Source organism: Delftia sp. WSY_12, assembly GCF_043104645.1.
GTDB lineage: Bacteria > Pseudomonadota > Gammaproteobacteria > Burkholderiales > Burkholderiaceae_C > Comamonas > Comamonas tsuruhatensis.
Window position 1 is genome coordinate 328,128 of sequence record NZ_JBICKW010000022.1, and the last position, 15,627, is coordinate 343,754.

The window sequence follows — 15,627 nt, forward strand, 5'->3', positions numbered from 1 at the left end:
AGGCCCGACCAGCTCCTGCTGGCCGGGCCTTTTTTCCGGGCGCCTCGCAGGCGGATCACGCCCCTGCCATGGCCAAGCCCTTCAAATCTGCCATGATCGACCGCTGCAAGCCCTTGTTTTGAAAGCCCTCGCCAGTCTGCCGCCCTCCCGCAGCCCCGCGCGACAGGCGCTTGGCCCGGCACGGTGCCCCAGCATGAGAAAATCGGCGATTCAGCCAAGAACACATTCATCAGAAGACGGAACACATCATGGAAGCAGAACGCATCAACCTCATCGGCAACACCCTCGAAGATCTGTCGCAGCGGACGGCAGATCTACGGAGGTATCTTTGACTACGATGCAAAGTACGAACGACTGCGCACGGTAAATGCCTCGCTGGAAGATCTCAGCGTCTGGAACGACCCCAAGAAGGCCCAGGAACTGGGCAAGGAAAAGAAGCTGCTCGACGGCGTCGTGCTGACGCTGCAAAAGCTCACCACCGAGCTGGCCGACAACGCCGAGCTGTTCGAGATGAGCAAGGAAGAAGGCGATGAGACCGGCCTGCTCACCATCGAGGGCGAGACCGCCAAGCTGCAGCCCCTGATCGAGGAACTGGAATTCCGCCGCATGTTCGGCAAGGAAGCCGATCCGCTGAACTGCTTCGTGGACATCCAGGCCGGCGCCGGCGGCACCGAAGCCTGCGACTGGGCCGGCATGCTGCTGCGCCAGTACCTGAAGTACGCCGAACGCAAGGGCTTCAAGGCTACGGTCGAGGAAGAAACGCCGGGCGACATCGCCGGCATCAAGAGCGCGACCATCCACATCGAAGGCGAGTACGCCTACGGCCTGCTGCGCACCGAAACCGGCGTGCACCGCCTGGTGCGCAAGTCGCCGTTCGACAGCTCGGGCGGCCGCCACACCAGCTTTGCCTCGCTGTTCGTCTATCCCGAGATCGACGACTCGATCCAGATCGAGATCAACCCCTCGGACGTGCGCACCGACACCTACCGCGCATCGGGCGCCGGCGGCCAGCACATCAACAAGACCGACTCGGCCGTGCGCCTGACGCACATCCCGACCGGCATCGTCGTGCAATGCCAGGATGGCCGCAGCCAGCACAGCAACCGCGACGTTGCATGGCAGCGCCTGCGCTCCAAGCTCTACGAGCACGAGATGCAAAAGCGCATGGTGGAGCAGCAAAAGCTGGAGGACACCAAGACCGATGTGGGCTGGGGCCACCAGATCCGCTCGTACGTGCTGGACAACAGCCGCATCAAGGATTTGCGCACCAACGTCGAAATCTCGGCCATCCAGAAGGTGCTGGACGGCGACCTCGACGCTTTCATCGAAGCCTCGCTCAAGCAAGGCCTCTGAGTTTCAAGCCCCTGGGCGGCACCGGCCGCACAGGGGCTTGAACTCTGTCCCCTGATATTGGCATAGGAAGGAATCTGTATGCTGCAACTGCGTGACGGGCAGGCCCCTGCCACCGCCATCCACCGCGCCGACTACCAGGCTCCTGCCTGGTGGATCGACACCGTGGACCTGACCTTCGATCTCGATCCGGCCAAGACCCGCGTGCTCAACAAGATGCGCGTGCGCCGCAACACCGAGGTGCCGGCGCAGCCGCTGCGCCTGGACGGCGATGAACTGAACCTTGCGCGCGTGCTGGTCAACGGCGGCGGCACCTCGTTCAAGATGGACGGCGACCAGCTCGTGCTGGAGAACCTGCCCGAGGGCGGCGACCCCGTCGATCTGGAAATCTTCACCACCTGCGCGCCCGCCAAGAACACCAAGCTCATGGGCCTGTATGTGAGCCAGGGCACGTTCTTCACCCAGTGCGAGGCCGAGGGTTTCCGCCGCATCACCTATTTCCTGGACCGTCCCGACGTGATGGCCATGTACACCGTGACGCTGCGCGCCGACAAGACCGCGTACCCGGTGCTGCTGTCCAACGGCAACCTGGTCGAGCAAGGCGCGCTGGAAGACGGCCGCCACTTCGCCAAGTGGGCCGATCCGCACCGCAAGCCCAGCTACCTGTTCGCCCTGGTGGCCGGCAACCTGGTTGCGCGCGAGCAAAAGATCAAGAGCCGCGCGGGCCGCGACCACCTGCTGCAGGTCTTCGTGCGCCCCGGCGACCTGGAGAAGACCGAGCACGCCATGAACTCCCTCATGGCCAGCGTGGCCTGGGACGAGGCCCGCTTCGGCCTGTCGCTGGACCTGGACCGCTTCATGATCGTCGCCACCAGCGACTTCAACATGGGCGCCATGGAGAACAAGGGCCTGAACGTCTTCAATACCAAGTACGTCCTGGCCAGCCAGTCCACGGCCACCGACACCGACTACGCCAACATCGAGTCCGTCGTCGGCCACGAGTACTTCCACAACTGGACCGGCAACCGCGTCACCTGCCGCGACTGGTTCCAGCTATCGCTCAAGGAAGGCCTGACCGTCTTCCGCGACCAGGAATTCAGCATGGACATGGCGGGCAGCCCCTCGGCGCGCGCCGTCAAGCGCATCGAGGACGTGCGCGTGCTGCGTACCGCCCAGTTCCCCGAGGATGCAGGCCCCATGGCCCACCCGGTGCGGCCCGACAGCTACATCGAGATCAACAACTTCTACACCGTCACCATCTACGAAAAAGGTGCCGAGGTCGTGCGCATGCAGCACAACCTGGTGGGCCGCGAAGGCTTCGCCAAGGGCATGAAGCTGTATTTCGAGCGCCATGACGGCCACGCAGTGACCTGCGACGACTTCGCCCAGGCCATGGCCGACGCCAACCCCGACAGCGAGCTGGCCCGGCGCCTGGACCAGTTCAAGCGCTGGTACAGCCAGGCCGGCACGCCACAGCTGCGCGCCGAAGGCAGCTATGACGCGGCCGCCCGCACCTACACGCTGACGCTGAGCCAAAGCTGCGCGCCCACGCCCGGCCAGGCAGAGAAGCTGCCCTTCGTCATCCCCGTGCAGATGGGCCTGCTGGGCCAGGACGGCCGCGCGCTGACCCTGCGCCTGCAGGGCGAAGATGCGCAGGCAGCCGGCGACAGCCGCCTGCTGGTGCTGTCCGAACCCAGCCACAGCTTCGTCTTCACCGACGTGGACCAGGAGCCCGTGCCCTCGCTGCTGCGCGGCTTCAGCGCCCCCGTGGTGCTGCAGCACAGCGACAGCGATGCCGCCTTGCTGACCCTGCTGGCCCATGACAGCGATGCCTTCAACCGCTGGGAAGCCGGCCAGCGCCTGGGCCTGCGCATCGCGCTGCAGGCCATTGGCGACACCTCCATCACGGCAGACGCCAGCGGCCAGATCGCTGCTGCCCTGCTGCCGGCCTCCTTCGTCGAGGCCATGCGCGGCGTGCTGCGCCATCCGCAGCTGGATGCGGCCTTCAAGGAACTGATGCTGACCCTGCCCGGCGAAAGCTACATTGCCGAGCAGCTGGCCGTGGTCGATCCTCAGCGCGTGCACGCCGTGCGCGAAGCCATGCGCCAGCAACTGGCGACCGAGCTGCAGGCCGACTGGCAGCAGGCATGGCAAGAGCACAGCGACACCGGCGCCTACCGCCCCGACCCCGTCAGCTCCGGCCGCCGCGCCCTGTCCGGCATGGCACTGTCCATGCTGTGCCTGGCCGCGCGCGCCTCGGGCGACACGGTCTGGCCCGGCAAGGCGCTGCAGCGCTTCAAGGACGCAGGCAACATGACCGACCGCATGAGCGCCCTGACGGCACTGGTGCAAAGCGGCCACCCGCTGGCCGCCCAGGCCCTGGCGCGTTTCCACAAGCTGTTCCAGCACGATGCACTGGTCCTGGACAAGTGGTTCGCGCTGCAGGGCGGCGCCTGCGACCGTGGCGGCAACGTGCTGCCGGCCGTCAAGCAGCTGATGAAGCACCCCGACTTCCAGATCAAAAACCCCAACCGCGCGCGCAGCCTGATCTTCAGCTACTGCAGCGCCAATCCCGGCGCCTTCCACCGCGCCGACGCGGCGGGCTACGTGTTCTGGAGCGAGCGCGTCATCGAGCTGGACGCCATCAACCCCCAGGTCGCCGCCCGCCTGGCGCGTGCCCTGGACCGCTGGAGCAAGCTGGCCGAGCCCTACCGCACGGCTGCACGTGAAGCCATCGCCCGCGTGGCGGCCCGCGCCGAACTCAGCAACGACGTGCGTGAAGTCGTCACCCGCGCCCTCGCGGATTGACGTGCCACCCCCTGAGTCGCTTCGCGCCTTCCCCCTTGCAGGGGGACGACACCCTCGGTGCGAGGCGGCTCTTCCTCGGTGTCCCTGGCTTGAGCAGCGCCGGTTTTATGCTGCAAGCCAGGAATCACTGAAATGCTGTTCATCAGCAGATGCATACGCCATGCCGCATCTGCTCCCGGATTTTTAGGAGTTGAACCCATGAAGAAAAACGTCAGCCTGACCCGCTACCTGGTCGAGCAGCAACGCGTGGACGGCCTCATCCCCGGCCAGCTGCGCCTGCTGCTGGAAGTCGTGGCACGCGCCTGCAAGCGCATCAGCCAATCCGTCAACAAGGGCGCCATCGGCGACGTGCTGGGCACGGCCGGCAGCGAGAACGTGCAGGGCGAAGTCCAGAAGAAGCTGGACATCATCGCCAACGAGGTGCTGATCGAGGCCAACGAATGGGGCGGCCACCTGGCAGCCATGGCCTCCGAGGAAATGGAAGGCATCTACCTGGTGCCCAACCGCTACCCGCACGGCGAGTACCTGCTGATGTTCGATCCGCTGGACGGCTCGTCCAACATCGACGTCAACGTCTCCATCGGCACCATCTTCAGCGTGCTCAAGAAGCCCGAAGGCCACCCCGGCGTGACCGAGCAGGACTTCATGCAGCCCGGCACCCAGCAGGTCGCCGCCGGCTACTGCATCTACGGCCCGCAGACCACCCTGGTGCTGACCGTGGGCGACGGCGTCTCCATGTTCACGCTGGACCGCGAGCAAGGCTCCTTCGTGCTGGTGCAGGAAAACATCCGCATCCCCGAGGACACCAAGGAATTCGCCATCAACATGTCCAACATGCGCCACTGGGACACCCCCGTCAAGCGCTACGTGGACGAATGCCTGGCCGGCGTGGAAGGCCCGCGCGGCAAGGACTTCAACATGCGCTGGATCGCCTCCATGGTGGCCGACGTGCACCGCATCATGACCCGCGGCGGCATCTTCATGTACCCCTGGGACCGCCGCGAGCCCAACAAGCCCGGCAAGCTGCGCCTGATGTATGAAGCCAACCCCATGGCCTGGCTGGTCGAGCAGGCCGGCGGCGCCGCCACCAACGGCAAGCAGCGCATCCTCGACATCCAGCCCACGCAGCTGCACGAACGTGTGAGCGTCATCCTCGGCTCGAAGAACGAAGTCGAAAAAGTGACGCAATACCATTCCGAGGCATAAATTTGCCGTTATAATTTTTGTCTGTCGCCGGTGTAGCTCAGTTGGTAGAGCAGCTCATTCGTAATGAGAAGGTCGAGGGTTCGATTCCTTTCTCCGGCACCAAACAGGAAGTCCCAGATTCGCAAGAGTCTGGGGCTTTTTCGTTGGGCACTCTGAGTGCATTCCGGCAACAATGATCAGGTGCGGATAGGCTGAGCCACCAGACGCACGCCAAGAGCGCCACAGACGCGACGGATGGTGTCAAACCGAGGCTGGCTGCCCGGCCGCAGTGCCTTGTACAAAGCCTCCCGGGTCAGACCGCTGGCACTGGCTATCTCGCTCATGCCGCGCGTGCGTGCGATCACGCCAAGGGCATGGGCCAGTTCGGAGGGGTCATCTTCTTCCAGCACCAAGGACAGATAGGCAGCCACGTCCTCATCGGTTTTCAGGTGCTCGGCCATGTCAAAGGTGGGAAGGTCAGCAATCTTGGTCATGGTCAGTTCTCCAGGGTCTTGGACAGGGCAATTGCAGCCGCAATGTCCACCTGCTGGGTTGCCTTGTCGCCACCACCCAACATAGCTACCAGCACGTAACACGCAAAGCTAACGGCGAAACCACCTCAGTGGTCAGAATTTCTGCAGCTGGACATGGGTCTTGTGCCATCAGGCCAGCACGACAAGTCGCCAATCCGCAGCGGGCTGCCAATGCACTTCTTCGCTTCCTGATATAGCCACCTCGGGCAGGGGCCCAGGCATGCAAAGCGCCAGGCACACGGCCTGTGCATCGCAATCCCGGCCTTGCCACAGGCGGCCGTGGGCCAGGGGCGGCCCAGCCATGTCGAGCGCAGCGGAGACGGGTATCCACGCAAGCTGCCGCATCCGGACAAAGTCCAGGCCCTGGCCCAGGCTCTTGAAATAGGCCTCCTTCAGGCTCCACAGCTGCACCAGGCTGTGCTGCAGGCGGGCTCCGTCCTGCGCCTGAAGCCATGCGCGTTCGGGCGGGGAGCACACCATCTCGGCCATGGCATGCACGTCGCGCTGGCGGTGCGCAGCCCTTCGCTCAAGGTCCACGCCTACCGGGCCTTGTGCGGCGGCGCAGGCCAGCCAGCCGGCGCTGTGCGAGAGGCTCAAACGGGGCTTCGCTCCAAAAATGCCACCCTCCCCGCCTTGCTCCACGTGGGGGGCAGCATTGCGGGGCGCTGCTAGCCGCCAGGTCGATGCGGCATCGTGCCCGCCGGCCAGCAGCAGGCGCATGGCATAGCGGCAGGCGATGAATTCGCGCTGGCGCGCCTCGCGCATGCCGGCATGGCGCTCCCGCTCCGAGTCCGTCAGCCAGCCCGCAGCCAGCGACTGCGCATTGGCCCACAAGGGCGCCTGCGCCCCCAACAGCAAGGCGCAGGCGGCCGGCGCGCTCAAATCACCGGCCTACGCGGGCATAGGTGCCCTTGAAGGTCACGCCGGCCATCACATTGCCTGCGCGGCATTCGAAATTGACTGGATCCCGGGTGGATTGCTTCTTGTTGAAGCTGTGCAGGTCCACCACGGCGTTGGCGCCCTTTTGCCTGGCCTTGGCCTCGAAGGCCATCAGGGCAGACAGCGCTGCCCAGTTGCAGGCCGTGGCATCGTCCTTGCCCACGCCGTTGGTTTTCTTGTTGGACACGTCATCGCCCAGCTTTTCGGAGATGGCAGGCGTGCTGGCACCGGACAGGTGAAAGCTCACGCTGCCGTCGAGCTTGCCCTGCTCCAGGCCGAGCTTCACCACGTCGGCCAGCGGCAGCATCACTGCTTCATTGCGGGCATGTACCGCCGTTGCGGCCACCAGCGCCATGGCTGCCAAGATCATCTTTCTCATGGAAACTCCCTCTCTGTAAAAAAGCATGGAACAGGGACAGCGATGGATTACGGGGTACTGATTTTCTTCATCAGATTCCGGACCCAGCGGTTGTAGTTGGGATGGATCTCCCGCTTGCCATCGCCTTCCGAGTAATTCAGATTCACGCTGTGCAGATAGCTGATCCGGTAGGTATCTGTGTTGTAGTGCACCGCGATGTTGACCTGGTGCTTGCCTTGCTTGTCGTAGTGCAGCTCCAGGCGGCCCGGCTCGTCGCCGACCACCACCCAGCCCAGCGACTTCGACGCCACCACGATGCGATCGTGCAACTGCTGCGTCGTAGTCTCGGGCGAGGCGGTCCACATGACCGCCGGGGGTTCATAGATGTCCGTGCTTCGTGCCACCGCGCTGCCTGCGGCCAGGGCAAGGACCAGGACAATGGCGGCGGTTCTCGTCTGTTTCATTTCACTGGCTCCTGTTGCTTCCAACGTCGAAAAATCAATGAGGTGTTGATGCCGCCAAAGGCAAAGTTGTTGCTCATGACGATATCGGTGTGCAAGGCACGCGGCTCGCCCATGACGTAGTCCAGATCGGCGCAGCGCGGATCGGGTTGCTGCAGATTCGCGTTGGCTGCAAACCAGCCTTCACGCATCATCTCGATGCTCATCCAGGCTTCCAGCGCGCCGCAGGCGCCCAGCGTGTGGCCCATGTAGCCCTTGAGGCTGCTGATGGGCACCTGACTGCCGAGCACTTCGCGGGTGGCCTGCGATTCGGCAATGTCCCCCTGGTCCGTGGCCGTGCCGTGGGCGTTGACGTAGCCGACCTCCGAAGGTTCGATCCCCGCGTCATCAAGCGCCATGCGCATGGCCTGGGCCATGGTGGCGGCGTTGGGCTGCGTCACATGGGTGCCATCGGAGTTGCTGGCAAAGCCGATCAACTCAGCCCGGATGCAGGCGCCCCGGGCAAGTGCATGCTCCAGCTCTTCGAGCACCAAGGTGCAGGCGCCCTCGCCCAGCACCAGGCCGTCGCGCCGGGCGTCGAAGGGACGTGGCGTGCACTCGGGGCTGTCGTTCTTGACGCTGGTCGCAAACAGGGTGTCGAACACAGCCGCCTGCGTGGCATCCAGCTCCTCGGCCCCGCCGGCCAGCATGGCAAGCTGCTTGCCGCTCTGAATGGCCTCGAAGGCATAGCCCAGGCCCTGGCTGCCCGAGGTGCAGGCGCTGGACGTCGTGATGACGCGGCCCGTGGTTCCGAAGAACACGCCGATGTTCACCGCCGCCGTGTGCGACATCATCTTGATGTAGGTGTTGGCGTTGATGCCCTCGGTGCTCTTGTCGGCCATCATGCGGCCGAAGTCGCAGATGGCCGAGGGCGTTCCGGCGGACGACCCATAGGACACGCCCATGTGCCCGCTCTTGACGAAGGCATTGCCCAGCAGGCCGGCATCGGCCAGCGCCAGCTCGCTGGCACGCGTGGCCATCAGGGCGACGCGGCCCATGCTGCGCATGGACTTGCGGTTGTAGTGCGGCGGCAGATCGAAGGGCGGCACGGTGCTGCCCAGCCGGGTGCTCAGGCCCTCATAGGCAGCCCACTCGTCCATCACCCGGATAGCGGTTTTGCCGGTGCGCAGTCGCTCCCGCACCGTGGCCCAGTCGTGGCCCAGCGGACTCAGGGCACCCACGCCCGTGACGACCACACGCCGTTTGCTTGCTGCGCTCATCCCACCATCCCTCCATTGACGGAGATGACCTGGCGCGTGATGTACGAGGCCTCGCCGCCCATGAGGAAGGAGACCGCACCTGCCACCTCGTCCACCGTGCCCATGCGGCGCATGGGAATCAGCGCCAAGGCATGTTCGAGCACTTCCTCGCTGACCATTTCCGTGTCGATCAGGCCGGGCGCCACGCAATTGACCGTGATCTCGCGCTTGGCCAGCTCCACGGCCAGGGACTTGGTGGCTGCGATCACCCCGGCCTTGGCCGCGCTGTAGTTGGCCTGGCCCCGGTTGCCCATCAGGGCGGAGACCGAAGCCAGCGTCACGATGCGCCCCGGCTTGCGGCGGCGCACCATGGGCATGACCACCGGGTGCAGCACGTTGTAGAACGCATCCAGGTTGGTATGCACCACGGCATCCCACTCCTCGCCCGTCATGGCGGGAAAGGCGTTGTCCCGGGCGATGCCGGCATTGCAGACCACGCCGTAGTAGGCGCCGTGCTGTTCCATGTCGGCCTCAAGCGCCTGAGCGCAGGCAGGACGGTCTGCCACATCGAACTGCAGCACGCGGGCCTGGCGGCCCAGCGCGGCAATGTCGGCCACCGTCTGCAGGGCCTGCTCGCGGCCGCTGCGGCAATGGACCACGATGTCGAAACCATCGCGCGCCAGGCGCAGGGCGATGGCCCGGCCTATGCCCCGGCTCGACCCTGTCACCAGCACCGTGGCTGGCTGGGCGATTGCACTCATGCTTGTCCAACTCCTTCTTGCTCCAGCGCCTGTATGAATGCGCTGCCATTGTCTGGTTCGTAAACGGATATGCGGGCCTGGGCGAGCACGCTGTCCTCGCCCTGGGGCTGGATGCGGCAATCGAACATGCCCAGGCCATTGGTGCCCACCAGTTCGCAGTGCACGCTCACGCGCAGCACGCTGCCCGGGGAAAAATGCGCGCAGGCCGCCTGGAACTTGCGCGTGCCCAGCAAAAAACCCAGCTTGACGGGCCGCCCGGCCTGCACCGCCTGCCAGCCAGCCCAGGCGGCCACGGTCTGGGCCATGTACTCCAGCCCCACCCAGGCGGGCATGCCGGCGTCCTGCAGAAACAGGCCATCACGCGGCACGGTGACCTGCGCATGGGCGCTATCGGCGGATGCATCGAGCAGGCAGTCCAGCAGCAGCATCACGCCGCGATGGGGCACGTAGTTTTCAATCGGTAGAAATGCGTTCATCTCGATGACTCCTCAGGCAGCGGCCAGCAGCAGGGCGCAGTTGCTGCCGCCAAAGGCAAAGGAATTGCTGAGCACGGCCCGGGGCGCACGCCCCAGCGCCATGCCCGGGCGGACCACGGCCAGGGCGGGCAGTTCGGGCGCCTGCTCGCCATCCCACCAGTGCGCAGGAAGCCGGCCCTGCGGGTTGTCGTGCAGCAGGTGCCAGGCCATGGCCGCTTCCAGCGCCCCGGCCGCCGCCAGGGTGTGGCCGGTCAGCGGCTTGGTGGAGCTCACGGGCGTTGCTTCGCCGAACACGCTGTGTATGGCCAGGCTTTCCATGGCGTCGTTGTGCACCGTGGCCGTGCCGTGCAGGTTGATGTAGTCCACGTCACCGGGCCGCATGGCCGCACGCCGCAGCGCCTGCTCCATGGCCTGGATGGCGCCCTGGCCGGATGGGTCGGGGGCCGACATGTGGTGGGCATCCTGGGTCTCGCCCCAACCGGCCAGGCGCACGGGGCCTGGCTCTCGCGTCAGCAGGAAGAACGCCGCGCCCTCGCCCAGGTTGATGCCGCTGCGCCGGGCAGACAGCGGGTTGCAGCGCTTGTCCGACACGGCCTGCAGCGCGCTGAAACCGGCCACGGTGAAGGCGCACAGCGCATCCACCCCGCCGGCCAGCACGGCATCGACCAGGCCGGCCTGCAGCCAGCGCGCGGCCGATGCCAACGCCTTGGCCCCGGAGGAGCAGGCGGTGGAGAGGGTGTGCGCCGGCCCCTGGATGCCCAGGTGCTGGGCCAGGAACTCCGACACATTACCCATTTCCTGCAAGGCGTAATCAAAGTCCTGCGGGAACCGGCCCTGTGCCTGCCAATGGGCGGCAGCGGCTTCGCCCTCCTGCACGCCGGCCGTGCTGGTGCCCACCACCACGCCCACACGCGCCGGGCCCCAGCGCGACAAGGCCTGCTCCACCGGGCCGCGCACGCCCTGGGCGGTGTGCCATGCCAGGGCGTTGTTGCGCGATCGCTGCGGCGGCGGTGCCCAGTCCAGCGTGGGGAGCACCATGTGGGGCGGCAGGCAGCCCAGCGGCAGGTGCCGGCCCGGGCTGTAGCGGTCGCTGCACTGCAGGCTGTCGGGGGCCTGGGTGGCGAACAATGCGGCGCGCAGGCTGGCCGCATCGGCGCCCAGGGCGCTGGTGGCTGAAAGGGTTTGCACAAACACGGCCTGTGCCGTCGGGGTGATCGCGGTCATGCGCCCTCCACTGCATTGGCACAGGGACGCATGCCGCCGGGCGAGGCAACGCGCAGTTGCCAGGCGCCTGCGGCATACACGATCTCGAACCCGTCGCTGCCGGCAGGCCGGATCTCGACGCGCGTCTGCCCTTGGTGAGACAGGTGTCTGGCCGATCCACCGGACATTCCGACCTCTTCCAACACCCAGGATGCAGGCAAGGCCTGCGCAATGGCATCCACCGGCCACAGCGCCAGCTGCATGTCGCCGAGCACCTGCGCCGGCGCCAGTTGCGCCGGCCACCAGCGTGACAGCTCGGCCTGCAGCTGCCGCCCATCCCAGACGATCACGCCCACGCGCTGCCCCAGGTGGACCAGCGCCAGGCGCACCGTCTGCGCATCGACCTCCAGCAGCGCGTCCAGTTCCTGCGCGGGCTGGCCAGGCGCCTGCACCACCAGATGCTGCTGCAGCGCCAGCGCGCAGCCCAGCGCAGCCGGCGGCAATGCCAGCCGCGGCGGCGTGGCATTGCCCTGCGGTGCACGCGCCTCTGGTGCGGTGGAGCAGCCTGCCAACGCGCTGGCCGTGATGATGGCAGCGCTCACGGAGCACACCGCGAACAAGGCTGGCGCACGCTGGCGCGCAAGGGCCGGGAAAAGACGCAGCCGCCTCATGCCATCACCCCCTGCCCCGGCTGGCAAAGCTGGCTCAGCACGTCCAGGCGGCGCTCCGGCTCGGCCACATAGGGGTTGCGTCCATCCCAAGCGTAGCCGGCGAGGATGGACGAGATCATCCGGCGGATGTCCGGCGCATGCGACGGGTGGAAGATCACGTCCTGGAAGCTGCCGTCGTACCAGCCCTGCACGAAGGCACGGAAGGTATCGACACCTGCCTGCAGCGGCTGGGCATAGTCCTGTTGCCAGTCCACCACCTCGCCCTGCCAGCTGCGGGCGATGCAGTCGGCGGCCAGGCTGGCCGACTTCAGGGCAATGGTCACGCCGCTGGAGAACACCGGGTCCAGAAACTCGCCCGCATTGCCCAGCAAGGCATAGCCCGGGCCCCACAGCGCCGTCACATTGGCCGAGTAGCCCGTGAGCGAACGCCCGGGCGTGTCCCACCGGGCATTGCGCAGCACCTGCGCGAGGCTGGGCGTCTCGGCAATGATGGCGCGCAGGCGCTCGACCTCGGAGCCCGCATAGCACTCCAGGAATTCGGGCGTGGCGACAACGCCCTGCGAGCTGCGGCCATTGGAAAACGGAATGGTCCAGAACCACACATGCCGGTGCTCGGGATGCACGGAAATCAGGATCTTGTCGCGGTCCATGTCCTGTGCCGCGATGCGATCCTCGACATGCGTGAACAGGGCCGCGCGCACGGGAAAACCGGAGGGCCGCTCCAGCCCCAGCATGCGCGGCAAGATGCGCGCAAAGCCGCTGGCATCCAGCAGATGGCGGGCCTGCACCACATATTCCTCGCCTTGCGGCGTGCGGGCCGTGACCTGCGGCTGGGCGCCTGCCACGTCCACGCCGGTCACCGTATGGCGATAGCGGATCTCGGCGCCCGCCTTCTGGGCGGCATCGGCAAGCACCTTGTCGAAATGGGCGCGCTGCACCTGGTACGTCGTGCCCCATCCGCAGGAGAACTTGTCACGGAAGTCGAAGGCCGTGCGCAGATCGCCCCGGGCGAAGGCCGCGCCGTTCTTGTGCTGGAAGCCCGCCTCCACCACGTCCTGCAGCATGCCGGCCTGCTCGATGTAGGCCATGCTTTGCGGCAGCAGGCTCTCGCCAATGGAAAAGCGCGGGAACTCTTCCTTCTCCAGGATGAGCACCCGTCGCCCCTGCCGGCGCAGCAGGCCCGCCGCCACGGCGCCGGAGGGACCGGCGCCAATGATCAGGATTTCAGTCTGTTCGGTACGTTGCATGTACGGTGTCTTTTTCAGAGAGGGGTGCCGGCAGGCGCCTGCGGCGGCGCGCGAAACAGCGGCGCCAGCACCAGCACCAGCGGCAGGCCCAGCATCAGCGTGACGCCAAAGGCCCGCAAGGCCGGCGTCTGGGACAGGCCCAGCAGGCCGAATGACAGCCAGGTGCTGGCCGCGCCGATCACCACGGCCAGCCAGGCGTGGGGATCGTCCTCGTGCTCCTGCAGGAAGATGCCGTAGTCGATACCCACGCCCAGCAACAGCATCAGCGCCAGCACGTTGAAAAGCTGCCAGGGCTGGCCCCAGACGGACAGGACCACCGCCACCGCCAGGCTGGCCAGCACGGTGGGCAGCCAGGCTCGCCAGGCCTGGCTGCCAAAGCGCAGCCACAGAGCGGCCAGCACCAGGGCGTGGCCCAGCACCAGCAGTTGCGTCATCGACAGGCGGTAGCGCTGCAGCAGGCCGGAGATCTCGGCGGGCTTGTCCACCCAGACCACGCCCTCCAGCCCCTGCGCTGCCTGCGCCAGCCCCGGCAGTGCGGCCTGACCGGCCACGCCGCGCAGCATGAGCATGCTGCGCCAACGGCCATCGCGCTCGCCCAGCCACAGGGGGCCGGCCGCCGCGGAGATGGACTGCTCCAGCCAGGCCTGCACGGTCAGGGGCTGCACCGGCGCGGCGGCAGGCGCACTGAAAGACTCGCCCAATTGGGCATTGATCCCTTGCAGCACCTGGTCCTCGACACGGCGCACCAGGGCCAGATCCTCGCTCTGGCGCCGGGCGGAAGGCACCCAGTCGGACACAGCCGTGTAACCGGCAAGCTGACCATGCTGCACCAGCACATCAAGCCGCTGCTTGAGCAGCTCCTCGCGCTGCAGCAGCTCCTGGTCGCTGGCCCCGTCGAGCAGGTAGAACTGGGCCGGGCTGGGCAGGCCCAGCATGTCACCCACCTGGCGCTGCTGGGCAACCAGGGCAGGCGCGCCGTTTTGCAGCTGGCGCACATCGTCCTGGATGTTCAGGCGCCCACCCCACGCCAGCCAGGCCGCCATGGCGGCACACAGCACCACCGAACCCGGCAGCGCTGCGCGCCAGCGCGGCCAGGCCATCAGGCTCAGGCCTATGCGCCGTGCAGCGGGGCTGGCGGGCATATGGCCCCGGTCCAGCCAGGGGAACCAGCAGACCACGGTCAACATGGCGGCGGCCAGTCCCACCACGGAGAAAACGGCCATCTGCCGCAGTCCCGGGAAAGCCGCGACGCCCAGTGCCAGGTAGGCAATCACGCTGGTGCCCAGCGCCAGCCACAGTGCCGGCAGCAGGGAACGCATCAGCGCATGCGGCGTGCGCCGTGGGGCGCCCTGCCGGGCAGCAAAGTAGTGAATGCCATAGTCCTCGGCCACACCCACCAGGCTGGCGCCGAACACCAGGGTCAGCAAATGCACCTGGCCGAACAGGGCCGCCGTCACGCTCAGCGCCACCGCCGTGCCGATCAGCAGGGACAGGCCCACCAGGGCCATCGGGCGCACGGCGCGAAATGCCAGCCACGCCAGCAACAGGACAGCGGCAAGGGAGCCCCAGCCGATGGTGTTGATCTCGCCATGCGCCTGCGTGGCCGCTGCCTCGGCATGCAGCGGTACGCCGGCCACCAGCAGTTGCGCATCGGGCCATTGCCGGCGCACATCGGCCAGGGCCTGCTGCAGCGCGTTCTGCAGCACGGGTTCGCCTGACAGGCGAAACGCCGAGCCCGACAGCGCGTACTGCAGCAGCACCCATTGCTGCCCCTGCCCGGACACCCACAGCTCACCGTCGCGCGGCCGCGCATGGCTTTGCGCAGCGCGCGCCGTCCACCAGGGGGTCCACAGGCCCAGGGGATCACGAATCCAGTCGGTCAACCGCGCCTGCAGGCCGGGCTGGTACAGGTTCTGCAGGACCTGCTGCACCAGGAGCTCGCCCGGCGTGTGCTGCAGCCGGTCGCGCTGCTGCGGCGTAAGCAGGGACTGGCGCCAGGGCTGGTAGAAATCCAGGGCCGCCTGCATGGAGACCTGCTGCGCCAGCGCCTGCTCGCGCAGCGGCACGGCCGCCTGACGTGAAAGGCTTTGCCGGAACTGCTGTGCAGCCTGTCGGCTGCCGGCCCAGTCGGGCGCACCCAGCAGCACGGTGACCTGGCGCGACAACTGGTCGGCCAACTGCTGCGTGGCGCGCGTCACCTCGGGCGCCTGTTCATTGACCGGCAGCAGTGCCAGCACATCGGTGTCCATGCGCTGGCCATGCCAGAAATGCCATTGGTGCACGGCCACCACCAGCACGGCCAGCAGCCAAGCCAATGCGGCTGCACGCCACAGAAGGCCGGGACGGTCCTGGCTGCCGGTGTCGTGCGCGGGGGATGGACTGGTGCTCATGGCGCGG

14 protein-coding genes and 1 tRNA gene are annotated in these 15,627 nt (G+C 66.9%); 4 read left to right on the plus strand and 11 right to left on the minus strand.

Annotation, left to right across the window (positions count from 1 at the left end; translation table 11 throughout):
- Positions 1-248 precede the first annotated feature (248 nt).
- The 4 genes from prfB (at position 249) to ACF8LI_RS13820 (ending at position 5,466) form a co-directional block, all read left to right on the plus strand.
- Positions 249-1,353, plus strand: a protein-coding gene (gene prfB, locus ACF8LI_RS13805; RefSeq protein WP_392413084.1) for a peptide chain release factor 2 whose coding sequence is annotated in 2 segments (ribosomal slippage) — positions 249-329 and positions 331-1,353 — 1,104 coding nt in all. Because the reading frame shifts where the segments join, the coding sequence is not laid out codon by codon here.
- 78 nt (positions 1,354-1,431) lie between these two features.
- On the plus strand, positions 1,432-4,158 hold the full coding sequence (gene pepN / locus ACF8LI_RS13810) for an aminopeptidase N (protein ID WP_016450620.1): 2,727 nt from the start codon (positions 1,432-1,434) through the stop codon (positions 4,156-4,158).
- A gap of 198 nt (positions 4,159-4,356) precedes the next feature.
- On the plus strand, positions 4,357-5,364 hold the full coding sequence (locus ACF8LI_RS13815) for a class 1 fructose-bisphosphatase (RefSeq protein WP_012205101.1): 1,008 nt from the start codon (positions 4,357-4,359) through the stop codon (positions 5,362-5,364).
- A 26-nt stretch (positions 5,365-5,390) separates the two neighbouring features.
- Positions 5,391-5,466: transfer RNA gene (locus ACF8LI_RS13820), tRNA-Thr, on the plus strand.
- Positions 5,467-5,540: 74 nt separating this feature from the next.
- Here the strand turns inward: ACF8LI_RS13820 and ACF8LI_RS13825 are convergent.
- The 11 genes from ACF8LI_RS13825 to ACF8LI_RS13875 form a co-directional block, all read right to left on the minus strand.
- Entirely contained in the window at positions 5,541-5,837 is a 297-nt protein-coding gene (locus ACF8LI_RS13825; protein WP_017406814.1) for an addiction module antidote protein, read from the minus strand.
- Between the two features lie 168 nt (positions 5,838-6,005).
- Positions 6,006-6,758 carry a 4'-phosphopantetheinyl transferase superfamily protein gene (locus ACF8LI_RS13830; protein WP_052734075.1) on the minus strand — a complete coding sequence of 251 codons (753 nt, stop codon included), beginning with the start codon at positions 6,756-6,758 and terminating at the stop codon, positions 6,006-6,008.
- Between the two features lies 1 nt (position 6,759).
- Complete coding sequence (locus ACF8LI_RS13835; RefSeq protein ID WP_392413085.1) at positions 6,760-7,194, minus strand: excinuclease ATPase subunit; 435 nt, start codon at positions 7,192-7,194, stop codon at positions 6,760-6,762.
- Between the two features lie 47 nt (positions 7,195-7,241).
- Complete coding sequence (locus ACF8LI_RS13840; protein ID WP_209672864.1) at positions 7,242-7,637, minus strand: hypothetical protein; 396 nt, start codon at positions 7,635-7,637, stop codon at positions 7,242-7,244.
- A complete protein-coding gene (locus tag ACF8LI_RS13845) occupies positions 7,634-8,893 on the minus strand; it encodes a beta-ketoacyl-ACP synthase (RefSeq protein WP_392413086.1) in 1,260 nt (419 codons plus the stop codon). Before ACF8LI_RS13845 ends, ACF8LI_RS13840 begins: the two co-directional genes overlap by 4 nt.
- Positions 8,890-9,633 carry a 3-ketoacyl-ACP reductase FabG2 gene (locus ACF8LI_RS13850; RefSeq protein WP_160854387.1) on the minus strand — a complete coding sequence of 248 codons (744 nt, stop codon included), beginning with the start codon at positions 9,631-9,633 and terminating at the stop codon, positions 8,890-8,892. Before ACF8LI_RS13850 ends, ACF8LI_RS13845 begins: the two co-directional genes overlap by 4 nt.
- Complete coding sequence (locus ACF8LI_RS13855) at positions 9,630-10,109, minus strand: hotdog family protein (protein ID WP_097202602.1); 480 nt, start codon at positions 10,107-10,109, stop codon at positions 9,630-9,632. Before ACF8LI_RS13855 ends, ACF8LI_RS13850 begins: the two co-directional genes overlap by 4 nt.
- 12 nt (positions 10,110-10,121) lie before the next feature.
- Entirely contained in the window at positions 10,122-11,333 is a 1,212-nt protein-coding gene (locus tag ACF8LI_RS13860; protein ID WP_392413089.1) for a beta-ketoacyl-ACP synthase, read from the minus strand.
- On the minus strand, positions 11,330-11,914 hold the full coding sequence (locus ACF8LI_RS13865; protein WP_392413091.1) for a DUF3261 domain-containing protein: 585 nt from the start codon (positions 11,912-11,914) through the stop codon (positions 11,330-11,332). The genes ACF8LI_RS13860 and ACF8LI_RS13865 overlap by 4 nt, the downstream gene beginning before the upstream one ends.
- Before the next feature lie 65 nt (positions 11,915-11,979).
- Positions 11,980-13,230, minus strand: coding sequence for an NAD(P)/FAD-dependent oxidoreductase (locus tag ACF8LI_RS13870; RefSeq protein ID WP_392413093.1), 1,251 nt, complete (start codon positions 13,228-13,230; stop codon positions 11,980-11,982).
- 14 nt (positions 13,231-13,244) lie between these two features.
- Positions 13,245-15,620 carry an MMPL family transporter gene (locus tag ACF8LI_RS13875; protein ID WP_392413095.1) on the minus strand — a complete coding sequence of 792 codons (2,376 nt, stop codon included), beginning with the start codon at positions 15,618-15,620 and terminating at the stop codon, positions 13,245-13,247.
- Between the last annotated feature and the right edge of the window lie 7 nt (positions 15,621-15,627).